This is a genomic window from Pseudomonas sp. B3(2017) (genome assembly GCF_002113595.1).
In the GTDB taxonomy this organism is placed as follows: Bacteria; Pseudomonadota; Gammaproteobacteria; order Pseudomonadales; family Pseudomonadaceae; genus Aquipseudomonas; species Aquipseudomonas ekonensis.
The window spans coordinates 72,812-95,377 of the sequence record NZ_NEIU01000014.1 but is presented as its reverse complement, the minus strand read 5'-3'; the positions used below and the strand labels follow the sequence as shown (position 1 = coordinate 95,377).

The 22,566-nt window shown below is 65.4% G+C and carries 27 protein-coding genes; 21 read left to right on the top strand and 6 right to left on the bottom strand.

Annotation, left to right across the window (positions count from 1 at the left end; translation table 11 throughout):
* The first annotated feature begins 6 nt into the window (after positions 1-6).
* The 9 genes from CAG33_RS20055 (at position 7) to CAG33_RS20015 (ending at position 8,813) form a co-directional block, all read left to right on the top strand.
* Positions 7-795, top strand: coding sequence for a protein phosphatase CheZ (locus CAG33_RS20055; protein ID WP_085577792.1), 789 nt, complete (start codon positions 7-9; stop codon positions 793-795).
* A 36-nt stretch (positions 796-831) separates the two neighbouring features.
* On the top strand, positions 832-3,114 hold the full coding sequence (locus CAG33_RS20050; RefSeq protein ID WP_085640275.1) for a chemotaxis protein CheA: 2,283 nt from the start codon (positions 832-834) through the stop codon (positions 3,112-3,114).
* 49 nt (positions 3,115-3,163) lie between these two features.
* A complete protein-coding gene (locus CAG33_RS20045; protein ID WP_085577790.1) occupies positions 3,164-4,300 on the top strand; it encodes a chemotaxis response regulator protein-glutamate methylesterase in 1,137 nt (378 codons plus the stop codon).
* Positions 4,300-5,040 (top strand): flagellar motor protein, encoded by a 741-nt coding sequence (locus tag CAG33_RS20040; protein ID WP_085577789.1) that lies wholly within the window; start codon positions 4,300-4,302, stop codon positions 5,038-5,040. The genes CAG33_RS20045 and CAG33_RS20040 overlap by 1 nt, the downstream gene beginning before the upstream one ends.
* A 15-nt stretch (positions 5,041-5,055) precedes the next feature.
* Positions 5,056-5,946 carry a flagellar motor protein MotD gene (gene motD, locus CAG33_RS20035; RefSeq protein WP_085577788.1) on the top strand — a complete coding sequence of 297 codons (891 nt, stop codon included), beginning with the start codon at positions 5,056-5,058 and terminating at the stop codon, positions 5,944-5,946.
* A 43-nt stretch (positions 5,947-5,989) separates the two neighbouring features.
* Positions 5,990-6,778 carry a ParA family protein gene (locus CAG33_RS20030; RefSeq protein WP_085577787.1) on the top strand — a complete coding sequence of 263 codons (789 nt, stop codon included), beginning with the start codon at positions 5,990-5,992 and terminating at the stop codon, positions 6,776-6,778.
* A 105-nt stretch (positions 6,779-6,883) separates the two neighbouring features.
* Positions 6,884-7,846: a CheW domain-containing protein gene (locus tag CAG33_RS20025; RefSeq protein ID WP_085577786.1), complete on the top strand. Its 963-nt coding sequence runs from the start codon at positions 6,884-6,886 to the stop codon at positions 7,844-7,846.
* 88 nt (positions 7,847-7,934) lie between these two features.
* Positions 7,935-8,420 carry a chemotaxis protein CheW gene (locus CAG33_RS20020; RefSeq protein ID WP_085577785.1) on the top strand — a complete coding sequence of 162 codons (486 nt, stop codon included), beginning with the start codon at positions 7,935-7,937 and terminating at the stop codon, positions 8,418-8,420.
* Complete coding sequence (locus tag CAG33_RS20015) at positions 8,421-8,813, top strand: DUF2802 domain-containing protein (protein ID WP_085577784.1); 393 nt, start codon at positions 8,421-8,423, stop codon at positions 8,811-8,813.
* Positions 8,814-8,907: 94 nt separating this feature from the next.
* Here the strand turns inward: CAG33_RS20015 and CAG33_RS20010 are convergent, their stop codons facing one another.
* Both CAG33_RS20010 and CAG33_RS20005 read right to left on the bottom strand, forming a co-directional pair.
* Positions 8,908-9,237 (bottom strand): EscU/YscU/HrcU family type III secretion system export apparatus switch protein, encoded by a 330-nt coding sequence (locus tag CAG33_RS20010; RefSeq protein ID WP_085577783.1) that lies wholly within the window; start codon positions 9,235-9,237, stop codon positions 8,908-8,910.
* A complete protein-coding gene (locus CAG33_RS20005; RefSeq protein ID WP_085640272.1) occupies positions 9,234-10,814 on the bottom strand; it encodes a flagellar hook-length control protein FliK in 1,581 nt (526 codons plus the stop codon). The genes CAG33_RS20010 and CAG33_RS20005 overlap by 4 nt, the downstream gene beginning before the upstream one ends.
* Before the next feature lie 197 nt (positions 10,815-11,011).
* Between CAG33_RS20005 and ccmA the strand changes: the two genes are divergently transcribed.
* The 10 genes from ccmA to CAG33_RS19955 all read left to right on the top strand — a co-directional run bounded on the left by ccmA (position 11,012) and on the right by CAG33_RS19955 (position 18,392).
* Positions 11,012-11,647: a cytochrome c biogenesis heme-transporting ATPase CcmA gene (ccmA, locus tag CAG33_RS20000; protein WP_085640269.1), complete on the top strand. Its 636-nt coding sequence runs from the start codon at positions 11,012-11,014 to the stop codon at positions 11,645-11,647.
* Positions 11,644-12,312, top strand: a complete 669-nt coding sequence (gene ccmB / locus CAG33_RS19995) for a heme exporter protein CcmB (protein WP_085577887.1) — start codon at positions 11,644-11,646, stop codon at positions 12,310-12,312. Before ccmA ends, ccmB begins: the two co-directional genes overlap by 4 nt.
* A 76-nt stretch (positions 12,313-12,388) precedes the next feature.
* Positions 12,389-13,144: a heme ABC transporter permease gene (locus tag CAG33_RS19990; RefSeq protein ID WP_085577780.1), complete on the top strand. Its 756-nt coding sequence runs from the start codon at positions 12,389-12,391 to the stop codon at positions 13,142-13,144.
* On the top strand, positions 13,141-13,317 hold the full coding sequence (gene ccmD, locus CAG33_RS19985) for a heme exporter protein CcmD (protein WP_008055370.1): 177 nt from the start codon (positions 13,141-13,143) through the stop codon (positions 13,315-13,317). The genes CAG33_RS19990 and ccmD overlap by 4 nt, the downstream gene beginning before the upstream one ends.
* Positions 13,314-13,769 carry a cytochrome c maturation protein CcmE gene (gene ccmE / locus CAG33_RS19980; protein WP_085577779.1) on the top strand — a complete coding sequence of 152 codons (456 nt, stop codon included), beginning with the start codon at positions 13,314-13,316 and terminating at the stop codon, positions 13,767-13,769. The genes ccmD and ccmE overlap by 4 nt, the downstream gene beginning before the upstream one ends.
* Positions 13,770-13,772: 3 nt before the next feature.
* The gene (locus CAG33_RS19975) at positions 13,773-15,761 is read left to right on the top strand and encodes a heme lyase CcmF/NrfE family subunit (protein ID WP_085640266.1); all 1,989 of its coding nucleotides are present in this window, start codon (positions 13,773-13,775) and stop codon (positions 15,759-15,761) included.
* Positions 15,758-16,294: a DsbE family thiol:disulfide interchange protein gene (locus tag CAG33_RS19970; RefSeq protein WP_085577777.1), complete on the top strand. Its 537-nt coding sequence runs from the start codon at positions 15,758-15,760 to the stop codon at positions 16,292-16,294. Before CAG33_RS19975 ends, CAG33_RS19970 begins: the two co-directional genes overlap by 4 nt.
* Positions 16,291-16,761, top strand: coding sequence for a cytochrome c-type biogenesis protein (locus CAG33_RS19965; protein ID WP_085577776.1), 471 nt, complete (start codon positions 16,291-16,293; stop codon positions 16,759-16,761). The genes CAG33_RS19970 and CAG33_RS19965 overlap by 4 nt, the downstream gene beginning before the upstream one ends.
* A complete protein-coding gene (gene ccmI / locus CAG33_RS19960) occupies positions 16,758-17,960 on the top strand; it encodes a c-type cytochrome biogenesis protein CcmI (protein WP_085640263.1) in 1,203 nt (400 codons plus the stop codon). Before CAG33_RS19965 ends, ccmI begins: the two co-directional genes overlap by 4 nt.
* A 27-nt stretch (positions 17,961-17,987) precedes the next feature.
* Positions 17,988-18,392, top strand: coding sequence for a hypothetical protein (locus CAG33_RS19955; RefSeq protein WP_085631160.1), 405 nt, complete (start codon positions 17,988-17,990; stop codon positions 18,390-18,392).
* Positions 18,393-18,450: 58 nt separating this feature from the next.
* Here the strand turns inward: CAG33_RS19955 and CAG33_RS19950 are convergent, their stop codons facing one another.
* From CAG33_RS19950 to CAG33_RS19940, 3 genes are all read right to left on the bottom strand, one after another.
* Complete coding sequence (locus CAG33_RS19950) at positions 18,451-19,026, bottom strand: PIN domain-containing protein (protein ID WP_085640260.1); 576 nt, start codon at positions 19,024-19,026, stop codon at positions 18,451-18,453.
* Positions 19,023-19,490 (bottom strand): helix-turn-helix domain-containing protein, encoded by a 468-nt coding sequence (locus CAG33_RS19945; RefSeq protein WP_085631162.1) that lies wholly within the window; start codon positions 19,488-19,490, stop codon positions 19,023-19,025. Before CAG33_RS19945 ends, CAG33_RS19950 begins: the two co-directional genes overlap by 4 nt.
* Positions 19,491-19,574: 84 nt before the next feature.
* On the bottom strand, positions 19,575-20,462 hold the full coding sequence (locus CAG33_RS19940; RefSeq protein ID WP_085640257.1) for a LysR family transcriptional regulator: 888 nt from the start codon (positions 20,460-20,462) through the stop codon (positions 19,575-19,577).
* A gap of 175 nt (positions 20,463-20,637) precedes the next feature.
* Between CAG33_RS19940 and CAG33_RS19935 the strand changes: the two genes are divergently transcribed.
* The gene (locus CAG33_RS19935) at positions 20,638-20,850 is read left to right on the top strand and encodes a type II toxin-antitoxin system HicA family toxin (protein WP_085577770.1); all 213 of its coding nucleotides are present in this window, start codon (positions 20,638-20,640) and stop codon (positions 20,848-20,850) included.
* Entirely contained in the window at positions 20,850-21,254 is a 405-nt protein-coding gene (locus tag CAG33_RS19930; protein ID WP_085577769.1) for a type II toxin-antitoxin system HicB family antitoxin, read from the top strand. The genes CAG33_RS19935 and CAG33_RS19930 overlap by 1 nt, the downstream gene beginning before the upstream one ends.
* Positions 21,255-21,374: 120 nt before the next feature.
* Here CAG33_RS19930 and CAG33_RS19925 read toward each other — a convergent pair whose 3' ends face one another.
* Complete coding sequence (locus CAG33_RS19925) at positions 21,375-22,562, bottom strand: MFS transporter (protein WP_085577768.1); 1,188 nt, start codon at positions 22,560-22,562, stop codon at positions 21,375-21,377.
* Between the last annotated feature and the right edge of the window lie 4 nt (positions 22,563-22,566).

Here is a 22,566-nt window from a genome sequence, read left to right as displayed (position 1 = left end):
GGAGCTATGGAGCATAAAGAGTCTTCACAGGGCGACTTCGAGTCGACGCTGAAAAAACACGCGGTCGAGTTGGTCGACAGCCTTGAAAAGGGCAAGTTCGGCGAGGCCGTGCAACTGATCCATGAGCTCAATCAGACCCGTGACCGCGGCCTGTACCAGGAAGTGGGCAAGCTCACACGCGAGCTGCACAGTGCGATCGTCAATTTCCATATCGATCCGCACATGCCCCAGGCCGAAGAGGTGTCGCAGATCACCGATGCGACCGAGCGTCTCGGTTATGTGGTCAAGCTGACCGAGAGCGCCGCCAACCGCACCATGGATCTGGTGGAGAGCGCAACGCCGGTGGTCAACGCGTTGGCCGACGAAGCCCAGGCGCTGAGCGCCGACTGGGGCCGGTTCATGCGTCGCGAGGTCGGGGCCGAAGAGTTCCGCGAACTGGCCCGCCGGGTCGACGGTTTTCTGGCGCGCAGCAGCGCGGACAGCCGGGCGGTGTCGGGCAACCTGAACGACATCCTGCTGGCCCAGGACTACCAGGATCTGACCGGTCAGGTGATCAAGCGCGTGACCCAACTGGTCACCGAAGTCGAAAGCAATCTGCTCAAGCTCGTGCTCATGGCCAGTCAGGTGGACCGCTTTGCGGGCATCGAACATGACCGTGCGGCGATGCTTGCCGAAAAAGATCCACAAAAACATCTCTCGCAGGGTGAAGGTCCGCAGATTCATGCCGATAAACGAGAAGACGTTGTGTCCGGTCAGGACGATGTGGACGATTTGTTATCCAGCCTTGGATTTTGAGTTTTTTTGGGTTTTTAGACCTAGGAGCACCCCTTAATGAGCTTCGGCGCCGATGAAGAGATCCTTCAGGATTTCCTGGTTGAGGCCGGCGAGATTCTTGAGCAACTGTCCGAACAACTGGTCGAGCTGGAAAGCCGGCCGGACGACGCAGATCTGCTCAACGCAATTTTTCGCGGTTTCCACACTGTAAAAGGGGGCGCCGGCTTCCTTCAGCTCAACGAGCTGGTGGAGTGCTGCCACATCGCCGAAAACGTGTTCGACATCCTGCGCAAGGGTGAGCGTCGCGTTGATGCGGAACTGATGGACGTGGTGCTTGAGGCGCTGGATTCGGTGAACAGCATGTTCGGCGAAGTCCGCGACCGCAGCCCGATCACCGCCGCCACCCCGGAACTGCTGGCGGCCCTGGCCCGCCTGGCCGAGCCGCAGTCGGCCGATGAGGCGCCGGCATCGCCGGTGGCCGAGATGATCGAAGAACTGGTCGTCGAAGACAGTTCGGGCGACATCACCGACAACGAATTCGAACAACTGCTGGACTCGCTGAGCGCCGTCAAGGCCGAAGCCGAGGCCCCGGCGGCTGCCGTTGCGCCTGCGCCTGCGGGCGACGAGGCGGCCAGCGACGAAATCACCGACGCCGAGTTCGAGTCGCTGCTCGACCAGTTGCACGGCAAAGGCCAATTCGCGCCGGACGCGGTCACCCCGGCGGCCCCCGCTGCGGCGGCCCCGGCGGCGGGCGACAGCTCGGACATCACCGACGACGAATTCGAAGCCTTGCTCGACCAGTTGCACGGCAAGGGCAACTTCGCCGTCGAAGCGCTGGAATCGGCGATCGCGTCGGCTCCGGCCCCGGCTGCTGCGGCCCCGGCCGCCGCTGCCGCCGGCAGCGACCTGATCAGCGACCACGAGTTCGAGTCGCTGCTCGACGAGCTGCACGGCAAAGGCAAGTTCACCGACGTCAACACCGGTGCGCCGGTGACGGCGGGCAGCGCGGCTGCGGTTGCCGCGCCGGCTGCCAAGGCCCCGGCTGCGGCGCCGAAGCCGGCCGCCAAGGCGCCTGAGGCCAAGGCCGAAACGCCGAAGCCGGCTGCTGCCGCCGCGCCTGCGCCGGCCCGTGCCCCGGCCGCTCCGCCGCCGGAAAAACCGACGAGCGAAGCCGAGACCACCGTGCGGGTCGACACCGCGCGCCTCGACGAGATCATGAACATGGTCGGCGAGCTGGTGCTGGTGCGTAACCGTCTGGTGCGCCTGGGCCTCAACAGCGGCGACGAAGCCATGTCCAAGGCCGTGTCGAACCTCGACGTGGTCACCGCGGATCTGCAGACCGCCGTGATGAAGACCCGGATGCAGCCGATCAAGAAAGTGTTCGGCCGCTTCCCGCGCCTGGTCCGCGACCTGGCGCGCCAGCTCAAGAAAGAGATCAACCTGGAGCTGGTCGGCGAAGAGACCGACCTGGACAAGAACCTCGTCGAGGCGTTGGCCGACCCGTTGGTGCACTTGGTGCGCAACGCAGTCGACCACGGCATCGAGTCGCCGGAAGAGCGCGAAGAGTCGGGCAAGCCCCGCGGCGGCAAGGTGATCCTGGCGGCCGAGCAGGAAGGCGACCACATCCTGCTGTCGATCTCCGACGACGGTAAGGGCATGGACCCGAACGTCCTGCGTTCCATTGCCGTGAAACGCGGCGTGATGGACAAGGATGCGGCGGACCGCCTGAGCGACACCGAGTGCTACAACCTGATCTTCGCCCCGGGCTTCTCGACCAAGACCGAGATCTCCGACGTGTCCGGCCGCGGCGTGGGCATGGACGTGGTGAAGACCAAGATTTCCCAGCTCAACGGTTCGATCAACATCTACTCGACCAAGGGCCAGGGCTCGAAGATCGTCATCAAGGTGCCGCTGACCCTGGCGATCATGCCGACCCTGATGGTGATGCTCGGCAACCAGGCGTTCGCGTTCCCGCTGGTGAACGTCAACGAAATCTTCCACCTCGACCTCTCGACCACCAACGTGGTGGACGGCCAGGAAGTGGTGATCGTGCGGGACAAGGCGCTGCCGCTGTTCTACCTCAAGCGCTGGCTGGTCAGCTCCGCGGCTCACGAAGAGCCGCGCGAAGGCCATGTGGTGATCCTTTCGGTGGGCACCCAGCGGATCGGCTTCGTCGTCGATCAACTGGTCGGCCAGGAAGAAGTGGTCATCAAGCCGTTGGGCAAGATGCTTCAAGGGACTCCGGGCATGTCCGGCGCCACCATCACCGGTGACGGCCGCATCGCGCTGATTCTCGATGTTCCGAGCATGCTCAAGCGTTACGCCGCACGGCGTATTTGAATCCGGGGCAGCGGGGCGCCAGCGCCTCGCTGCACCTAATGGAGTGTTTATGGCAGTCAAAGTCCTGGTGGTGGACGATTCGGGTTTTTTCCGCCGCCGCGTCTCGGAAATTCTTTCGGCGGATCCGACCATCCAGGTCGTCGGTACGGCGACCAACGGTAAAGAGGCGATCGAGCAAGCTCAGGCCCTCAAGCCCGATGTGATCACCATGGACTACGAGATGCCGATGATGGACGGCATCACGGCCGTGCGGCACATCATGCAGCGCTGCCCGACCCCGGTGCTGATGTTCTCCTCGCTGACCCATGAAGGCGCCCGGGTGACCCTGGACGCGCTGGATGCCGGCGCGGTGGATTTCCTGCCGAAGAATTTCGAAGACATCTCCCGCAACCCGGAGAAGGTCAAGCAACTGCTGTGCGAGAAGGTGCACAGCATCTCGCGCAGCAACCGTCGTTTCAGCGCCTACAGCGCGCCGGCGCCGGCCGCAGCGCCGACGCCTGCGCCTGCTCCGGCGGCGTCAAGCTTCAGCGGCCACAGCACCAGCGCACCGGCCCGTCCGGCGCCTGCTCCTGCGCCTGCACGCGCACCGGCGGCCAGCGCTTCGTCGCCGGCACCGAAACGCAAGGCCTACAAACTGGTCGCCATCGGCACCTCCACCGGCGGACCGGTGGCCCTGCAGCGGGTGCTCACCCAGCTGCCGGCCAACTTCCCGGCACCGATCGTGCTGATCCAGCACATGCCGGCGGCGTTCACCAAGGCCTTCGCCGAGCGTCTGGACAAACTGTGCCGCATCAGCGTCAAGGAAGCCGAGGACGGCGACATCCTGCGTCCCGGCCTGGCGCTGCTGGCCCCGGGCGGCAAGCAGATGATGATCGACGGCCGCGGCGCGGTGAAGATCCTGCCGGGCGACGAGCGCCTGAACTACAAGCCGTGCGTGGACATCACGTTCGGTTCCGCCGCCAAGTCCTACAGCGACAAAGTTCTGGCGGTCGTGCTGACCGGCATGGGCGCCGACGGCCGTGAAGGTGCGCGCCTGCTCAAGCAGGGCGGCAGCACCGTCTGGGCCCAGGACGAAGCCAGCTGCGTGATCTACGGCATGCCGATGGCCATCGTCAAGGCTGACCTGGCCGACGCGGTGTACGGTCTGGACGACATCGGCAAGCACATCGTCGAGGCGTGTATCTGATGGATGTTCTAAGCCTTATCGGGATCATCATGGCGTTTGTCGCCATCATCGGCGGCAACTTCCTTGAGGGCGGCCACCTCGGCGCGCTGGCCAACGGGCCGGCGGCGCTGATCGTGCTGGGCGGCACCATCGGCGCCGCGCTGCTGCAGTCGCCGATGAGCGCCTTCAAGCGCGCCATGCAGATCCTGGCGTGGATCTTCTTCCCGCCGCGGGTCGACCTGGCCGGCGGCATCGACCGCGTCGTCAACTGGAGCCTCACCGCACGCAAGGAAGGCCTGCTGGGGCTGGAAGGCGTGGCCGACGCCGAACCCGACGCCTATTCGCGCAAGGGCCTGCAACTGCTGGTCGACGGCGCCGAGCCGGAAGCGATCCGCAGCATCCTGGAGGTGGACTTCTTCACCCAGGAAGCCCGCGACGTCGAGGCGGCCAAGGTGTTCGAAAGCATGGGCGGCTACGCGCCGACCATCGGCATCATCGGTGCGGTGATGGGCCTGATCCACGTGATGGGCAACCTGGCCGATCCGTCGCAGCTGGGCAACGGCATCGCCGTGGCGTTCGTCGCCACCATCTATGGTGTGGCGAGCGCCAACCTGGTGCTGCTGCCGATCGCCGCCAAGCTGAAGTCAATCGCGTTGCGGCAGTCGCGTTATCGCGAAATGTTGTTGGAAGGGATCCTGTCGATCGCCGAAGGTGAAAACCCTCGCTCTATCGAGCTGAAGCTTCAGGGCTTCATGGATTGATGGGGGTAATGGACTATGGCTCGTCGCCGGCAGCATGAAGAACACGTCAACCACGAACGCTGGCTGGTGTCCTACGCGGACTTCATCACCTTGCTGTTCGCGTTCTTCGTGGTCATGTACTCGATCTCTTCGATCAACGAAGGCAAGTACAAGATCATTTCCGAGGCGCTGATCGGGGTCTTCACCGACGCCGACCGCGCGCTCAAGCCCATCCCCATCGGTGAGGAACGCCCCAAGACCGTGACCCCGGCCAAGCCGCTGGTCAAGGATTCGGAGCAGGTCGACGCCGGCATCGCCGGTGCCAGCGACCCTCTGAAAAGCATCGCCGATGACATCAGCGCCGCGTTCGGCGACCTGATCGCCTCCAACCAGATGACCGTGCGCGGCAACGAGCTGTGGGTCGAGATCGAGCTCAACTCCAGCCTGCTGTTCGGCAGCGGCGACGCGATGCCGAGCGATGTGGCGTTCAACATCATCGACAAGGTCGCGGCGATCCTCAAACCGTTCGACAACCCGATCCACGTCGAAGGCTTCACCGACGACCAGCCGATCCGCACCGCCCAGTACCCGACCAACTGGGAGCTGTCCTCGGCGCGTTCGGCCAGCATCGTGCGCATGCTCGCGATGCAGGGCGTGAACCCCGGCCGGATGGCGTCGGTGGGCTACGGCGAATTCCAGCCGGTGGCCAACAACGCCACCGCCGAAGGCCGGGCGAAGAACCGCCGCGTGGTGCTGGTGGTGTCGCGCAACCTGGATGTGCGCCGCAGCCTGACCGGCACCGGCACCGCCCATGCGACGCCGGACGCGGCACTGAAGCGGGCTGGCACACAAACTGCACCGAACCCGGCCAAGACGTCGGGACGCGAGAGTGCCGTCAATTCTCCGTCACCCGCATTAATACGCTGAGCTATGTCTCGGCCGGGCATCCCGGCCGGGTGGAACGATCCGAATGAGAGTCTGGGCAGTCGCCAATCAAAAGGGTGGTGTCGGTAAAACCACTTCCTCCATCGCTTTAGCCGGGTTGCTGGCCGAGGCGGGCAAGCGCGTGGTCGTGGTCGATCTCGACCCCCACGGCTCGATGACCAGCTATTTCGGTTACGATCCCGACAGCCTGGAGCACAGCAACTACGACCTGTTCCTGCACAAGGGCGGCGTGCCGGAAGGCCTGCCGGGCCAACTGCTGCTGTCCACCAGCGACGAGCGCATTTCCCTATTGCCGTCCAGCACCGCGCTGGCCACCCTGGAGCGCCAGTCGCCGGGGCAGAGCGGCCTGGGCCTGGTGATCGCCAAGAGTCTGGCGCAGCTGTGGCAGGACTTCGACTACGCCATCATCGACAGCCCGCCGCTGCTCGGCGTGCTGATGGTCAACGCCCTGGCCGCCAGTCAGCAACTGGTGATCCCGGTGCAGACCGAACACCTGGCGGTCAAGGGCCTGGAGCGCATGGTCAATACCCTGGCGATGGTCAACCGCTCGCGCAAGCAGGCGCTGCCGTTCAGCATCGTGCCGACCCTGTTCGACCGCCGCACCCAGGCGTCGATGGGCACCTTGCGCATCCTGCGCGACAAATTCCCCGAAGAGATCTGGCAGGGCTACATCCCGGTCGACACCCGCCTGCGCGACGCCAGCCGCGCCGGCGTCACGCCTTCGCAGTTCGACGGCAAGAGCCGCGGCGTGCTGGCCTACCGCGCGCTGCTCAAGCACTTGCTGGCGCAGCAGTCCGTTGCGCAGGTGGCGTGACATGACCCTGACCCGTCCGTCTCTTTTCGATTCGCACCTCACCTGTGGAGCCGGGCTCGCCCGCACAGCAGGCGACGCGGTGCTCCAGTCGGGCGATGTCCGTCGATGAACCGCCCGATCAAGCTCACCACACGCCCGCAGCAGGCGCTGCAGTCCTATCTGGACGGCCTGCTGCAGGACGTTCCCGAGGCGCTTGAGGCGCCGGCCGAAGCGGTGCCGCCGGCGCCGGAAAACGCCGCCCTCGATGAGTTCCAGGCCGCCGTGCTCGAAGAGCAGGCGCGTGACGCCGAGAAGGCCGCCAGCGTTTCGGCGCCCGCGGCCGCCCCGAAAGCCGCCGCGGTGAGCAAGCCGCCGGTCGCGCTGCTGGAGGAGCCGCAGCCGCGCGCGCCGCTCTCGACCCTCGCGCCGCTGTTGCAGACACGCCTCTTGCAGCCGGCGACCCTGCCCGCAGAGCCCGAGCCCGAGCCGGCACCTGCGCCGGCAGCGGTGGCGACGCCTGCCGAGCCGACGCTTGTCGCGCCATTGGTCGAAGTGCATCTGCCGCCGAGCAACACACCGCCGCCGACCGACACCGACGGCCGTCCGGCCTGGGCGTCCGAAGCCTTCGAGTGCCTGTTGTTCGACGTCGCGGGCCTGACCCTGGCGGTGCCGCTGGTATGCCTGGGCTCGATCTATTCGCTGGCCGGCCACGACCTGACGCCGCTGTTCGGTCAGCCGGAATGGTTCCTCGGCATCCTGCCGAGCCAGTCCGGGAACCTGAAGGTGCTGGACACCGCGCGCTGGGTCATGCCTGACCGCTACCGCGACGATTTCCGCCAGGGGCTGCAATACGTGATTTCGGTTCAGGGCTACGAATGGGGCCTGGCGGTGCATCAGGTCAGCCGTTCGCTGCGTCTGGACCCGAATGAAATCAAATGGAGAAGTCATCGAGGTCAGCGGCCATGGCTCGCCGGCACGGTGATTGAGCACATGTGTGCACTGCTGGACGTTTCCGCGCTGGCTGAGTTGATCGCCAGTGGCGGGGCGAAACACATGAGCGGCAGCAAGCCACTACACAAACCGGCGTAGCTGCCGACATAACAAGCATGCGACGGCGTTATTGAAATGCCGCCAACCGAACACACACCGCCAGAGGCGGTAATTTGAGGGGTCAGGTATGAGTAATCAGGCGACGAATGCAAAGGGTTCCGAAGATCCGATCCTGCAATGGGTGACCTTCAAGCTCGACAACGAGACCTACGGCATCAACGTGATGCGCGTCCAGGAAGTCCTGCGCTACACCGAAATCGCTCCGGTGCCGGGCGCGCCGAGCTACGTGCTGGGCATCATCAACCTGCGCGGCAACGTGGTGACCGTGATCGACACCCGTCAGCGCTTCGGCCTGATGAGCGGCGAAGTCAGCGACAACACTCGTATCGTCATCATCGAAGCCGACAAGCAAGTCGTCGGCATCCTGGTCGACAGCGTGGCTGAAGTGGTTTACCTGCGCCAGTCGGAGATCGAGACCGCGCCGAACGTCGGCAACGAAGAGTCGGCCAAGTTCATCCAGGGCGTGTGCAACAAGAACAACGAGTTGCTCATCCTGGTCGAGCTGGACAAGATGATGACCGAAGAAGAATGGTCGGAACTGGAGAACATCTGATTGATTCTCGAGGTGGCGGTCATTGTCCTGTTCCTGTTCTGGGCGGGCACGCTGGCGATGTTTCTGGCGTACATCAAGGCGCAGCGGCTGATCGCTGCGCAGCAGGCCCAGGGCGATGCGCTGCGTGACCAGCGCATCAAGGAGCTGGCCAAGCGTGTCGACGACTACCAGAACGGCAACGTGCGCATGGGCGAAGACCTGCACGAGCTGCGCGCGGTGGTCAGTCCCTTGCCGGACAAGATCTCTCAGCTGGAGCAGCGCGACCCGTCCAGCCTGTCGTTCGCCCAGGCGGCGAAACTGGTCGGCATGGGTGCCAGCGTCGATGAACTCACCCAGTCCTGCGGCCTGACCCAGGCCGAGGCGGAGCTGATGAGCAAGCTGCACAGAAGCTGATGCCTGCACTCGGGCAGGCATCGTCATTCACGAACAAGCCCGCTCCCGCGATCAACGCAGGAGCGGGCTTGTTCGTGAAGGCACCCTTGAAAACTCAGTAATCGTCGCCGCGCTCGGTGACGTCCTTCTCGACCCTCGGCGCCTGCGGGTCGAACCCCTGCGGGAACTTGCCCTTCAGGTTCCAGGCAAACGCAATGATCTCCGCGATCGTCAGGTACAGCTCCTGGGGAATGCTGTCGCCCAGCTCCAGCCGCGCCAACAGGCGCACCAGCTCCGGGTTCTCGTAGATCGGCACCTCATAGTCGCGGGCGATGCGCAGGATTTCTTCGGCCAGTTCGTCATCGCCCTTGGCGGTGAGGGTGGGGGCGTGGCTGCCGTCGTACTGGAGGGCGATGGCCTGGCGTGGAGCGGTGGAATCGTTCATGCGGTTTCGTCGACCCAGCGGTGTTCGAGGCGGGTTTGGCTGCCTTGCGGCGGCGTGCCGAGGTGGCAGTCGAGGTCGCCGACGTTGAGCCCGGCATCCAGCAGACGCTGACGCAGCGCGTGCAGTTGGCTTTCGATCAGTTCGGCGGTGTAGGGCTGTTCGGCCCACAGTTGGCTCGACAGGCTGCCGCCGGTCAGTTGCGCCTGGACCTGCAGCGGGCCCAGCGGTTCCAGGTCGAAGGCCAGGTCGACGCGCCACAGCGGTTGCTTGCGTTCGCGGTCGTTCTCCCGGCGTTCCTCCGGTTGTTCCTTCTCGGGCGCTTCTTCGCGCTGGAACTTGACCTGCAGCGGCACGATGTCCTGCAGGTTGCGCATCGGGATCTCCAGTTGCCAGGTGCTCAGCAGCCGGCCATCGTCGGTGAGGCCGGTCTGTTCCAGGCTCGACAGCTGATGGCTCTGCAGGCGGGAGACGGCGGCCGCCGCCAAGCGCAACAGCTGCTCCAGATCGCCTTCGCCCTCCAGGCTTTGCAGCAACCGTTCGGGCAGCGGGAAGCCGCCCGACACGGGTTTGGCGCTGACCTGGCCGAGGGTGCCCAGCGCGTTGCGCACGAAGCTCGGCAACGCCTGCGCCAGGGTGTTGGCGGCGATGATCGCGTTGAAGCTGGTGCTGCTCGGCAGGCCCGGCGTGAGCTGTGCGATCAACTTGAGCAGATCGCCCTTGAGGTCCGGCGCCAGCGTCGGGTTCTGCCCGGTGAGCAATTTGGCTTCAAGGAATGCGCCGCTGTTGGCCAATGCCTGGGCCAGGCCCCTAGGGGTGCTCAGTTGCTGGGCGTCGGGCAGGCCGGCGAGCAGTTTGCCGACGGCGGCCCGCAGGTCGGCCGAGGTCTGGTCCGTGGCCGGCGGCAGGTTCTGCAGCAGCTTGAGCAGTCCGTCGAGGGAGCCTTGGCGGCTTTGCTGGCTGGCCAGCTGTTGGCTCACCGCCAGTTGTTCCTGGCGGCTGCTCAGGGGCAGGAACTTAAGGGTTTGCGTGTCTTGCACCAGCGCCGACAGCAGCGTGCCGATGCGCAACGGCTGGGGGCTGTCGAGGGTCAGGGTGCTGCCGCGCAGCGCGGTGTTCAGCAGCGTCACCAGCGAGCGGTACACCGTCGGTTGCCCCGGCGCCTGCGGCAGGGCCTGGGCAGTCAGCACCTTGCCTTGCAGCAGTGTGCCGACCGGCAGTTGCGCGGTGTCGATGCGGGTGAGGGCGGCGACGCTGCTGGCGATGGCCTGCTGCACCGTGATGGCCAGGTTGCCCGCCGAGGGCTGCATGACCGCCAGGCTGGTGCCTTGGGGAAACGGCTGGGCGCTGGTGGCCTGTACCGTGGTCTGGCGGCCGCTGTCGAGCGTCACCTTGAGCAGCAGCTCAAAGGTCTGGTCCGCCTGCTTGAGCGACAGCACCTCGGCCCGGGCGCTCTGCCCGGCGGCGATCAGCCCGTCCACCGGCGTCAGCAGCTTGAGCAGCTCGCCGCTGATCACCGGGGGCCGGGCCGTCGCCGGAGGCGTTTGCGGCATCGGGAGAATGTTCATTTCGCCTGTCATACGCGGACACAACCTGAGGAAAATGCGCTCTTTGGAGTAAGGCATGGCATGTATAATGCCGCCCGTCTTTCGCTTCGTTCAAAAAACATTGCAATTGTTTGACGCAGCTCTCTAGATCAGGCCGTCATTGCATCTATGCTGCAACTCTTTAACGGCCGCGCCAGAGCCGACTTGAACCGTATAAGGCCCGTGAACCCTTGACCAGTCCTGTCCTGCAAACCGTTGCCCTCGCGTGCGAGCGAGACCTGCGGCTTCTGTTCGAAAATCTCGATTTGAGACTGGCCAGTGGCGATATGGTGCAGATCAGCGGTCCCAACGGCAGCGGCAAGACCAGCCTGTTGCGCCTGCTCGCCGGCCTGATGCAGCCGACCGGCGGTCAGGTGCTGCTCAATGGCCGTCCGCTGGCCGAGCAACGCAGCGAACTGGCGCGCAACCTGCTGTGGATCGGCCATGCCGCCGGCATCAAGGATCTGCTCACGCCGGAAGAGAACCTGGCCTGGCTCTGCGCCCTGCATCGGCCCGCCCCCAAGGAGGCGATCTGGCAGGCCCTGGCGGCGGTCGGATTGCGCGGTTTCGAAGACGTTCCCTGCCATAACCTGTCCGCCGGCCAGCAGCGTCGCGTGGCGCTGGCGCGCCTGTACCTGGACAGCCCGCCGCTGTGGATCCTCGACGAACCCTTCACCGCCCTCGACAAGTCGGGCGTGGCGCAGCTCGAAGCGCACCTGGCCGCGCACTGCGGGCGCGGCGGCCTGGTGGTGCTGACCACCCACCACACGCTGGGCCGGACGCCGGCCGGCTACCGCGACATCGATCTGGGGAATTGGGCGGCATGAGTGTGTTCGGACTGCTGGTCGCCCGCGAATCCCGCCTGCTGTTCCGCCGCCCGGCGGAGCTGGCCAATCCGCTGATTTTCTTCGCCATCGTCATCGCGCTGTTCCCGCTGGCCGTCGGCCCGGAAACACAAGTGTTGCAAAACCTGTCCCCGGGGTTAGTCTGGGTGGCGGCGCTGTTGTCGGTTCTGCTCTCGCTGGACGGGCTTTTCCGCAGCGATTTCGAGGACGGCTCCCTGGAACAGTGGGTCCTTTCGCCGCACCCCCTGCCTCTTCTGGTACTGGCCAAGGTGCTGGCACACTGGCTGTTCTCGGGGCTGGCACTGGTTTTGCTCTCTCCCTTGCTGGCATTGATGCTCGGCCTGCCGACCGCCTGTCTGCCGGTGCTGCTGTTTTCGCTGCTGCTGGGAACGCCGGTGCTGAGCCTGCTCGGTGCGGTGGGCGCGGCGCTGACGGTGGGGTTGAAGCGGGGCGGGCTGCTGCTGGCGCTGCTGATCCTGCCGTTGTACATCCCGGTGCTGATCCTGGGCAGCGGCGCCTTGCAGGCGGCGCTGCAGGGCATGCCGGCGACCGGTTATCTCCTGTGGCTCGGCAGCCTGGCCGCCCTGGCGATCACCCTGACACCCTTTGCAATAGCGGCTGGCCTGAAGATCAGCGTCGGCGAATAATGATGAGGTCTGATCAATATTTGATCAGCAAAGACCCAGGCCCTTCACAGCGAAGGGCACCCGTGATGGAAACAGTATGAACTGGACCTGGTTTCACAAGCTCGGCTCGCCCAAGTGGTTTTACGGCATCAGCAGCAGAATGCTGCCGTGGCTCGGCATTTCGGCGGTGCTGCTGATCGCCGTCGGCGTCGTCTGGGGGCTGGCCTTCGCGCCGCCGGACTATCAGCAAGGCAACAGCTTTCGCATCATCTACATCCACGTGCCCACCGCGATGCTCGCTCAGTCGATCTACGTGATGCTGGCGGTGTGCGGGGTGGTGGGGCTGGTCTGGAAGATGAAGCTGGCCGATGTCGCGCTGCAATGCGCCGCGCCCGTCGGCGCCTGGATGACCGCCGTGGCGCTGGTCACCGGAGCGATCTGGGGCAAGCCGACCTGGGGTTCGTGGTGGGTCTGGGACGCGCGCCTGACCTCCATGCTGATCCTGTTGTTCCTCTATTTCGGCGTCATCGCCCTGGGCAACGCCATCAGCAACCGCGACAGCGCCGCCAAGGCCTGCGCGGTGCTGGCCATCGTCGGCGTGATCAACATCCCGATCATCAAGTACTCGGTGGAGTGGTGGAACACCCTGCACCAGGGCGCGACCTTCACCCTCACCGAAAAGCCGGCGATGCCGGTCGAGATGTGGCTGCCGCTGCTGCTGACGGCACTGGGCTTCTATTGCTTCTTCGGCGCGGTGCTGCTCATGCGCATGCGCCTTGAGGTGCTCAAGCGCGAGGCCCGCGCCAGTTGGGTCAAAGAAGAAGTGCAGCACAGCCTGGAGGCCGCCCGATGAGTTTCGCGTCATTCGGCGATTTCCTCGCCATGGGCCATCACGGCCTGTATGTCTGGTCGGCCTACGGCATCTGCCTGGCGGTGCTGGCCCTCAACGTCGCGGCGCCGATCCTGGCCCGCAAGCGGTATCTGCAACAGGAGGCGCGTCGTCTGCGCCGGGAGAACGGCAAGTGAATCCGCTGCGCAAGAAACGTCTGATCATCATCCTGGCGATCCTGGTCGGGGTCGGCGCCGCCGTCGGCCTGGCCCTGAGCGCCCTGCAGCAGAACATCAACCTGTTCTACACCCCGACCCAGATCGCCAACGGCGAAGCGCCGCACGACACGCGCATCCGCGCCGGCGGCATGGTCGAGCAGGGCTCGCTGCAACGTTCCCCGGATTCCCTGGACGTCCGCTTCGTCGTCACCGACTTCAACAAGTCCGTGACCATCACCTACCGCGGCATCCTGCCGGATCTGTTCCGCGAAGGGCAGGGCATCGTCGCCCTCGGCAAGCTCAACGCCGACGGCGTGGTGGTGGCCGATGAGGTGCTGGCCAAGCACGACGAGAAGTACATGCCGCCGGAAGTGACCAAGGCCCTGAAAGACAGCGGCCAGTCGGTGCCGGCACCGGCGAAGGAGGGCTGAACCATGACGTCCGCGATCTTCATACCCGAACTCGGCCACCTGGCCATGATCCTCGCGCTGTGCCTGGCGCTGGTGCAGGCGGTGGTGCCGCTGCTCGGCGCCTGGCGCGGCGACCGCCTGTGGATGGGCCTGGCCCAGCCGGCGGCGTGGGGGCAGTTCGCCTTCCTGGTGTTCGCCTTCGGCTGCCTGACCTACGCGTTCATGACCGACGACTTCTCCGTGGCCTACGTCGCGATGAACTCCAACAGCGCCTTGCCGTGGTACTACAAGTTCAGCGCCGTGTGGGGCGCCCACGAGGGCTCGCTGCTGTTGTGGGCGCTGATCCTCGGCGGCTGGACCTTCGCGGTGTCGGTGTTCTCCCGGCAGTTGCCGCAGGTCATGCTGGCCCGCGTGCTGGCGGTGATGGGCATGATCAGCACAGGCTTCCTGCTGTTCCTGATCATCACCTCCAACCCGTTCTCGCGGATCCTGCCGCAGGTGCCGGCCGACGGCCGCGACCTCAACCCGCTGCTGCAGGACATCGGCCTGATCGTTCACCCGCCGATGCTCTACATGGGCTATGTCGGCTTCTCGGTGGCCTTCGCCTTCGCCATCGCCGCGCTGCTCGGCGGCCGGCTCGATGCGGCGTGGGCGCGCTGGTCGCGGCCGTGGACCATCGTCGCCTGGGCGTTCCTGGGCATCGGCATCACCCTCGGCTCGTGGTGGGCCTACTACGAGCTCGGCTGGGGCGGCTGGTGGTTCTGGGATCCGGTGGAAAACGCCTCGTTCATGCCGTGGCTGGTGGGCACGGCCCTGATCCACTCGCTGGCCGTCACCGAAAAGCGCGGCGTGTTCAAGAGCTGGACGGTGCTGCTGGCCATCGCCGCATTCTCCTTGAGCCTGCTCGGCACCTTCCTCGTGCGTTCCGGCGTGCTGACCTCGGTGCACGCGTTCGCTTCGGATCCGGAGCGCGGCGTGTTCATCCTGATGTTCCTGCTGTTCGTGGTCGGCGGCTCGCTGACGCTGTTCGCGCTGCGCGCGCCAGTGGTCAAGAGCCAGGTCGGCTTCAACCTGTGGTCGCGCGAAACCCTGCTGCTGGGCAACAACCTGATCCTGGTCGTGGCGGCCTCGATGATTCTGCTCGGCACCCTGTATCCGTTGGTGCTCGATGCGTTGAGCGGCGCCAAGCTGTCGGTCGGGCCGCCGTACTTCAACGCGCTGTTCATCCCGCTGATGGCGTTGCTGATGGTGGTGATGGCGGTCGGGGTGATCGTGCGCTGGAAGGACACGCCGGTGAAATGGCTGGCGGGCATGCTGGCCCCGGTGCTGCTGGGCAGCGTCGGCCTGGCGGTGGTGGCCGGCGTGGCCTACGGCGATTTCAATTGGGCGGTGCTGGCCACGTTCCTGCTGGCCGCCTGGGTGTTGCTGGCCAGCGTGCGCGACATTGTCGACAAGACCCGCCACAAGGGCCTGATCAAGGGCTTGCCGAGCCTGACCCGCAGCTATTGGGGCATGCACCTGGCGCACGTGGGCATCGCCGTCTGCGCCCTGGGCGTGGTGCTGTCGAGCCAGAACAGCGCCGAGCGCGACCTGCGCCTGGAACCGGGCGAGTCGATGGAGCTGGCCGGTTACCGGTTCGTCTTCGAAGGCGCCAAGCACTTCGAGGGGCCGAACTTCACGTCCGACAAGGGTACTGTCCGCGTCCTGCGCGACGGCAAGGAAGTCAGCGTGCTGCATCCTGAGAAACGTCTGTACACCGTGCAGAGTTCGATGATGACCGAAGCGGGGATCGACGCCGGTTTCACCCGTGACCTCTATGTCGCCCTGGGCGAGCCGCTGGGCGACGGCGCCTGGGCGGTGCGGGTGCACGTCAAGCCGTTCGTGCGCTGGATCTGGTTCGGCGGGTTGCTGACCGGTCTGGGCGGCGTGCTCGCGGCGCTGGACCGGCGCTACCGGGTCAAAGTCAAAAGCCGGGTGCGTGAAGCGCTGGGCATGGAAGGAGCCGCTGCATGAGACGTTGGTTGATGCTGGTGCCCCTGGCGGTGTTCCTGCTGGTGGCCGTTTTCCTTTACCGCGGCCTGTACCTGGATCCTGCGGAACTGCCGTCGGCGATGATCGGCAAGCCGTTTCCGGAGTTCTCCCTGCCGGCGGTGCAGGGCGACAAGACCCTGACCCGCGCCGACATCCTCGGCAAGCCGGCCCTGGTGAACGTCTGGGGCACGTGGTGCATTTCCTGCCGGGTCGAGCACCCGGTGCTGAACAAACTGGCTGAGCGCGGCGTGGTGATCTACGGCATCAACTACAAGGACACCAACGCCGACGCCCTGAAATGGCTGGCCGAGTTCCACAATCCGTACCGCCTCGACATCCGCGACGACGAAGGCTCCCTGGGCCTGAACCTCGGTGTGTACGGCGCCCCCGAAACCTTCTTCATCGACGCCAAGGGCATCATCCGCGACAAGTTCGTGGGGGTGATCGACGAGCAGGTCTGGCGGGAAAAACTGGCGGCCAAGTACCAGGCGCTGGTCGACGAGGCCACGCCATGAAGCGCTGGATCGCCGCCGCTGTCCTGGGCCTGAGCCTGGCCGGCGTGGCCCATGCGGCCATCGACACCTACCAGTTCGCCAAGGACGCGGATCGCGAGCGCTTTCGCGAACTGACCAAGGAACTGCGTTGCCCCAAGTGCCAGAACCAGGACATCGCCGACTCCAACGCGCCGATCGCCGCCGACCTGCGCAAGGAGATCTTCCGCATGCTCGGCGAGGGCAAGGACAATCAGCAGATCATCGACTTCATGGTCGACCGCTACGGTGATTTCGTCCGCTACAAGCCGGCGCTCAACGCCAAGACCGCGTTGCTGTGGTTCGGCCCTGCCGGGCTGCTGCTCGGCGGCCTGGCGGTGATCGCCGTGATCGTGCGCCGCCGTCGCGGGCAACGCGCCGAGACGCCGTCCTCGCTGTCCGCCGAAGAGCGCCAGCGCCTCGACCAACTGTTGGATAAAAACCAAGAATGATTGATTTCTGGCTCGCCGCAGGGCTGTTGCTTCTGGTCGCCCTGAGTTTTCTGCTGATTCCCGTGCTGCGCGGCCGCCGTGCCCAGCGCGAGGAAGACCGCACCGCCCTGAACGTCGCGCTGTACCAGGAACGCGTGGCCGAGCTGCAGGCGCAGCAGGCCGAAGGCGTGCTCGACGCCGCGCAGATGGACAGCGGCCGCGCCGAGGCGGCCCGTGAGCTGCTGGCCGACACCGAAGGCGTGGCGCCGGCGCGGGTTTCCCGTCTGGGCAAGCCGTTGCCGCTGCTGGCGGCCGTACTGGTGCCGGTGCTGGGCCTGGGGCTGTACCTGCATTTCGGCGCCAGCGACAAGGTCGAGCTGACCCGGGAGTTCGCCCAAGCGCCGCAGTCGATGGAAGAGATGACCCGGCGCCTTGAGCGCACGGTGGAGGCGCAACCGGACTCGGCCGAAGGCCTGTACTTCCTCGGCCGCACCTACATGGCCCAGGACCGGCCGGCGGACGCGGCGAAGATGTTCGAGCGCACCGTCAACCTGGCCGGGCGTCAGCCGGAGCTACTGGGCCAATGGGCCCAGGCGCAGTATTTCGCCGACGGCAAGAAATGGTCGGACAAGGTCAAGGCCCTGACCGACGAGGCGCTGAAGGCCGATCCGAAGGAAGTCACCAGCCTCGGCCTGCTGGGCATCGCTGCCTTCGAAGGCGAGCGCTACCAGGAAGCCATCGATTACTGGAACCGTCTGCTGGCGCAACTGCCGCCCCAAGACAAGTCCCGCGAAGCCCTGCAGGGCGGCATCGACCGCGCCACCGAGAAACTGGTGGCCAGCGGCGGCAAGGTCGCCCAGGCACCGGCGCCGAAGGCGGCTGCGCGGCTCAAGGTCAGCGTGGCCCTGGCCAGCGAGCTCAAGGGCAAGGTGCAGCCGGGCGACAGCGTGTTCATCTTCGCCCGCGCCACTTCGGGCCCTCCGGCGCCGTTGGCGGCCAAGCGCCTGACCGTCGCGGACCTGCCGGTGACCGTCGAGCTGGGCGATGCCGACGCGATGATGCCGCAGTTGAAACTGTCGAACTTCCCTGAAGTCCAACTGGTTGCGCGCGTTTCCCGTGCCGGTCAACCGACGGCGGGAGAGTGGGTCGGCCGCAGCCAGCCATTGGCGAGCAGCACCACCGCGCCGCAGACACTGACCATCGACAGCCCGGACAAATAGGCCGGACAACCTCAGGAACGCACCGCCATGAACGCCCTCGCCCGAATCACCATCATCACGTTGGCCATAGGGCTCAGCGCCTGTGCGGTGCAGCAACCTGAACCGACCCGGCTGCCGCCGATCCCGCCGTCGCAACCGGGCTCGAAACCGTCGACGCCGGCGACACCGGCCAAGCCGGGCCTTCCCGCGAAGCCTTCGAAACCGGTGCCGCGCACCTCCGCCAGCTTCGCCCCGCCGCCGGGCGGCAACAGCCACTGGGATCAGAAGCTGGGCGTGTATGTCCTCGACGACCAGCCCGACACCTTCTACCGCCAGCGTACCTACTACCGCTGGAACAACGGCTGGAGCCGCTCGATCAGCCCCAACGGCCCGTGGGAAGAGACCAACATCCACGGCGTGCCGGCGGGGCTGGGCAAACAGTACGGGCAATGAACGAAAAACGGCGATCCTTGGATCGCCGTTTTGCTGTCTGGCGGTTGTGCGCGCGCTTTCAGAGCAACGCCCGAAACCCGTTGAGTGCCCCTACCGATCGGGCCGGGCCTTGCCGTTGCAGCAGACTCAGAAACGGTTCGACCTCCATCGGCGGTGTCTTCAGTTGCTGGCGCTGACGTTGGGCGGCTCTGACGACGGCTGACGAATCCAGATGGAACAGGTTCTCGACGAATTCATCCGGGTGTTGCGCCTCGATGCCGAAGCCGGCGAGGTGCGTTTCAGGAAAGTCCTTGAGGTTGAACGTCACGATCACGCCGGCGCCGCAGCGTATGGCGGCCGCCAGCACATGACAGTCATCCCGGTCGGGCAGCGACAGTCCGGTGACGAGATCCTCGTAGCCGTCGACACAGGCATCGGGAACCGCACGATCCATCAGTTCCGATGTGCGATCCAGTTGTTCCATGCTCAGGTCGGTGCGGTTCTTCAGCAGGTTGCGTTTCCATTCGCGGTGAATCTCCTTGGTCCATTTCGCCCGAAAAAGCCCGGAGAGGGCGAGCCACATCAGGAAGTCCCTCAAGTGGGCCGGGTACAAAACACATGCATCGTATACAGCGGTGAAAGAGGAGTGCCTCACTCGTATCCTGTCCTTAACGCCTGTGCCTGCTCCGCGAGAAGCGCCATTGCCTGCTCGCTGGCGGTTTCGCGCCGGGCCTTATAGTCCATCAGATCGGCAAAGCGCACACGTCGGTGCTTGCCGGTTTTGTGGTAGGACAACTCACCGCTTTCCAGCAGCTTTATGAGGTGCGGGCGTGAGACGTTGAGCAGATCGGCGGCTTCCTGCGTGGTCAGTTCGGCGTGCACGGGCACGACCTTCACGGCGTTGCCTTCGGCCAGTGCCGCGAGAATGTCGGCCAGCAAGCGCAATGCCGAGGTGGGCAGTTCGACCCGGTGCGCTTCGTTGCGCTCATCGAAGATCTGGATGTGCTGGGTTTCGTGCCGGGTGGCCAGGTAAGCCGACAGGGCACGCTGGCCCTCCATGGCAGCCCGGACTTCGCGTTCGGCGGGGAGATTGATGGAGGGATGAACGATCATGGACATAGTACTGTTCCAGCATTCTGGGAGATGGATGCCGGAACGTTATTCGAATTAATCGAAAATCGCAATAAACGAAACGTGAAGGTTTCAGCCCTCCGTCGTCAGCGTTTTCTGCACATGGTCAACGAATGCCCGCGCCTTGGCGCTGGCCATTCGGCCTGTCGGGAAGACCGCCCAGAGATCCTGGGGCGGCAGCGTCCAGTCCTGCAGGACCTCCACCACCGCGCCGCTGGCCAGTTCCGGCTCGAACATCCACCAGGAGGCGACGCTCAAGCCCTGATCGGCGAGGACGGCCGCGCGCAAGCCTTCGGCGGCGCTGACCCGCAGGCGTCCGCTCAGGGTGGCGGTCTGCTCTTCGCTGCCCTTTGAAAACGTCCAGGTCGCGCCGCCGCTGCGGTTGTACACGGTGGCCTGGTGCTGCGACAGATCGGCGGGGCAAGTGGGGATGCCGTGTCGGGCAAAGTAGGTCGGGGTTCCCAGCACGACCCGGCGGCAGGAGGCGATCCTGCGTGCCGTCAGGCCGGAGTCGACGAGGTTGCCCATGCGCAGGGCGACGTCGATGCCTTCTTCCATGAGGTTGATGTTGCGGTCGTCCAGCATCAGGTCGACGCTCAACTGCGGGTGCTGGTCGAGAAACATCCCCAGGCGCGGCACCACGTTCATCCGGCCGAACGTCACGGCGGCGCTTACCCGCAGGTTGCCGCTCAGGCCGCTGGCGCTGCCCCGGGCGGCGTTGTCGGCTTCGTCGGCCTCTTCCAGGGTGCGCTTGGCCCGCTCGAAATACGCCAATCCGGCCTCGGTGGGCGTCAGGCCCCGGGTCGAGCGCAGCAGCAGGCGCACGGCAAGCCGCGCCTCAAGCTGGGCGATGGTTTTCGACACGGCGGGCTGGCCGATGTCCAGGCGCCTGGCCGCCGCGGAAAACGAGCCGGTTTCCACGACGCAGACGAAGGTTTCCATGGCGGCGAGACGGTCCATCCGATTTTCCCTGCAGGATCGGTATTGATAGGTCGGCAGAAGGTGCCGAGTGTAATCCGGCGTGGCCGCTTGATCACATGTTGCAAAACAACCGAGCGTCGTGGCGGCCAATCCTGTGCTTGAGTAAACATAACTCTGGAGTTATTTTTTATGGGCCGAGCCAAGGAGGCGGTGGGTGCAGAGCAGGCTATTGATCAAGGAGCTGGAGGACGCAGGGTGGGTACTGGATCGTGTCACCGGCAGTCATCACATTTTTACTCATCGCTACAGTCCGTACTCGATTCCCGTCCCGCATCCGAAGAAGGATTTGCCGCTTGGGACGGTCAAGAGCATCAGGCGGCGTGCGGGGCTGTTGAACCCGTCAGCCGGTCAAACAGGAGATCCGTAATGCAATACCCGATCTGCATCGAATGGGGCGACGAAAACACGGCCATCGGCATTCAGATCCCGGATATCCCGGGTGCGGTCACGGCCGGGGACACGTTCGAGGATGCCTACAAGGCGGCTGTTGAGGTTGCGCATCTCATGCTGCAGGAAATGGCGACGGGCGGAGAGTCTGTTCCCATGCCGACCTCGGCGGCCGCCCACCGCAGCAACCCGGAGTTCGCGGGAATGGGCTGGGGCATGCTGGAACTGGATGTTTCGCCTTACATGGGCAAGACCGAAAAGGTCAACGTGACGCTGCCCGGTTATGTGATCCAGCGAATCGACCGGTATGTGCGCGAGCACAACATCAAGAGCCGTTCTTCGTTTCTGGCGGATGCGGCCATGGAGAAGCTGGTTCGCTATTGACTGCCCGGCTGTGCCCTGACTCTAGCCATCGTCAGCAGGCTGGCTCTCGCCCAGGATTCGTTCGTTGCGCAAATTCTGGGTGGGAGCCGCGATACGGCTTCCTCGCGAAGCGCCTGGCGCTTACGCCGTCGCCAACGCCGGCCTCTTCGCCACACTCAGGAACCGCACCAGCGCCAGCAGCGGAAACGCGCTGCCCACGATCACGATCCACAGCCAGCCGCCATGCTCGTACACCGTGCTGGCCACCGACGAGCCGAAGGCGCCGCCGATGAAGATGCTGGTCATGTACAGCGCGTTGAGGCGGCCGCGGCTTTTGGCGTCCAGGGTGTACACCGCGCGCTGGCCGAGCACCATGTTCATCTGCACGCAGAAGTCGAGCACCACGCCGGTGACCGCCAGGCCGATCACGCTGTAGGCCGGGTGGATGAAGGCCGGCAGGAAGCTCAAGGCGGCGAACAGCATGGCCAGCAGCGAGGCGATGCGGGTGTGGCCGGCGTCGGCCAGGCGGCCGCTGATGGGGGCGGCGACGGCGCCGATGGCCCCGACCAGGGCGAAGATCGCGATCTGGCTCTGGGACAGGCCATGATTGCGCGCAAGCTCCAGCGGCACGGCGGTCCAGAACAGGCTGAAGGCGGCGAACATGCAGCCTTGGTAGAACGCACGCTGGCGCAGCACCGGTTGCTGGCGCAGCAGCGTCCACAGCGAGCCGATCAACTGGCCGTAGGAGGCGCTGTGATCCGGCTGGCGCTTGGGCACGGTGAGGGCGAGGACGACGCTGATCGCCGCCATCAGCGCCGCGGCGATCATGAACATCGCGCGCCAGCCGAAGTGGTCGGCCACCACGCTCGACACGGGACGCGCCAGCAGGATGCCCAGCAGCAGGCCGCCCATGATTCCGCCGACGACCCGGCCACGGGATTCCTCCGGCGTCAGGTGCGCGGCCAGCGGGATGAGGATCTGCACCGACACCGAGCTGAAGCCCACCAGCAGCGAAACCAGCAAAAACACGTTGGGCTGCTCGGTGAACGCCGCGCCGAGCAGACTGGCGATGGCCACCACGGTGGTGGCGATCATCAAGCGGCGGTTCTCCAACAGGTCGCCCAGCGGCACCAGGAAGAACAGGCCCAGCGCGTAACCGATCTGGGTCAGCGAGACGATGAAGCTGGCCAGGGTGTCGGTCAGGCCGATGTCCGGTGCGATCAGGCCGATGATCGGCTGGGCGTAGTAGATGTTGGCAACGATGGCGCCGCAGCAGAAAGCGAACAGCAGCACCATGCCTCGGGTCATTGCGTGAGTTGTGGCGGTCATGGGG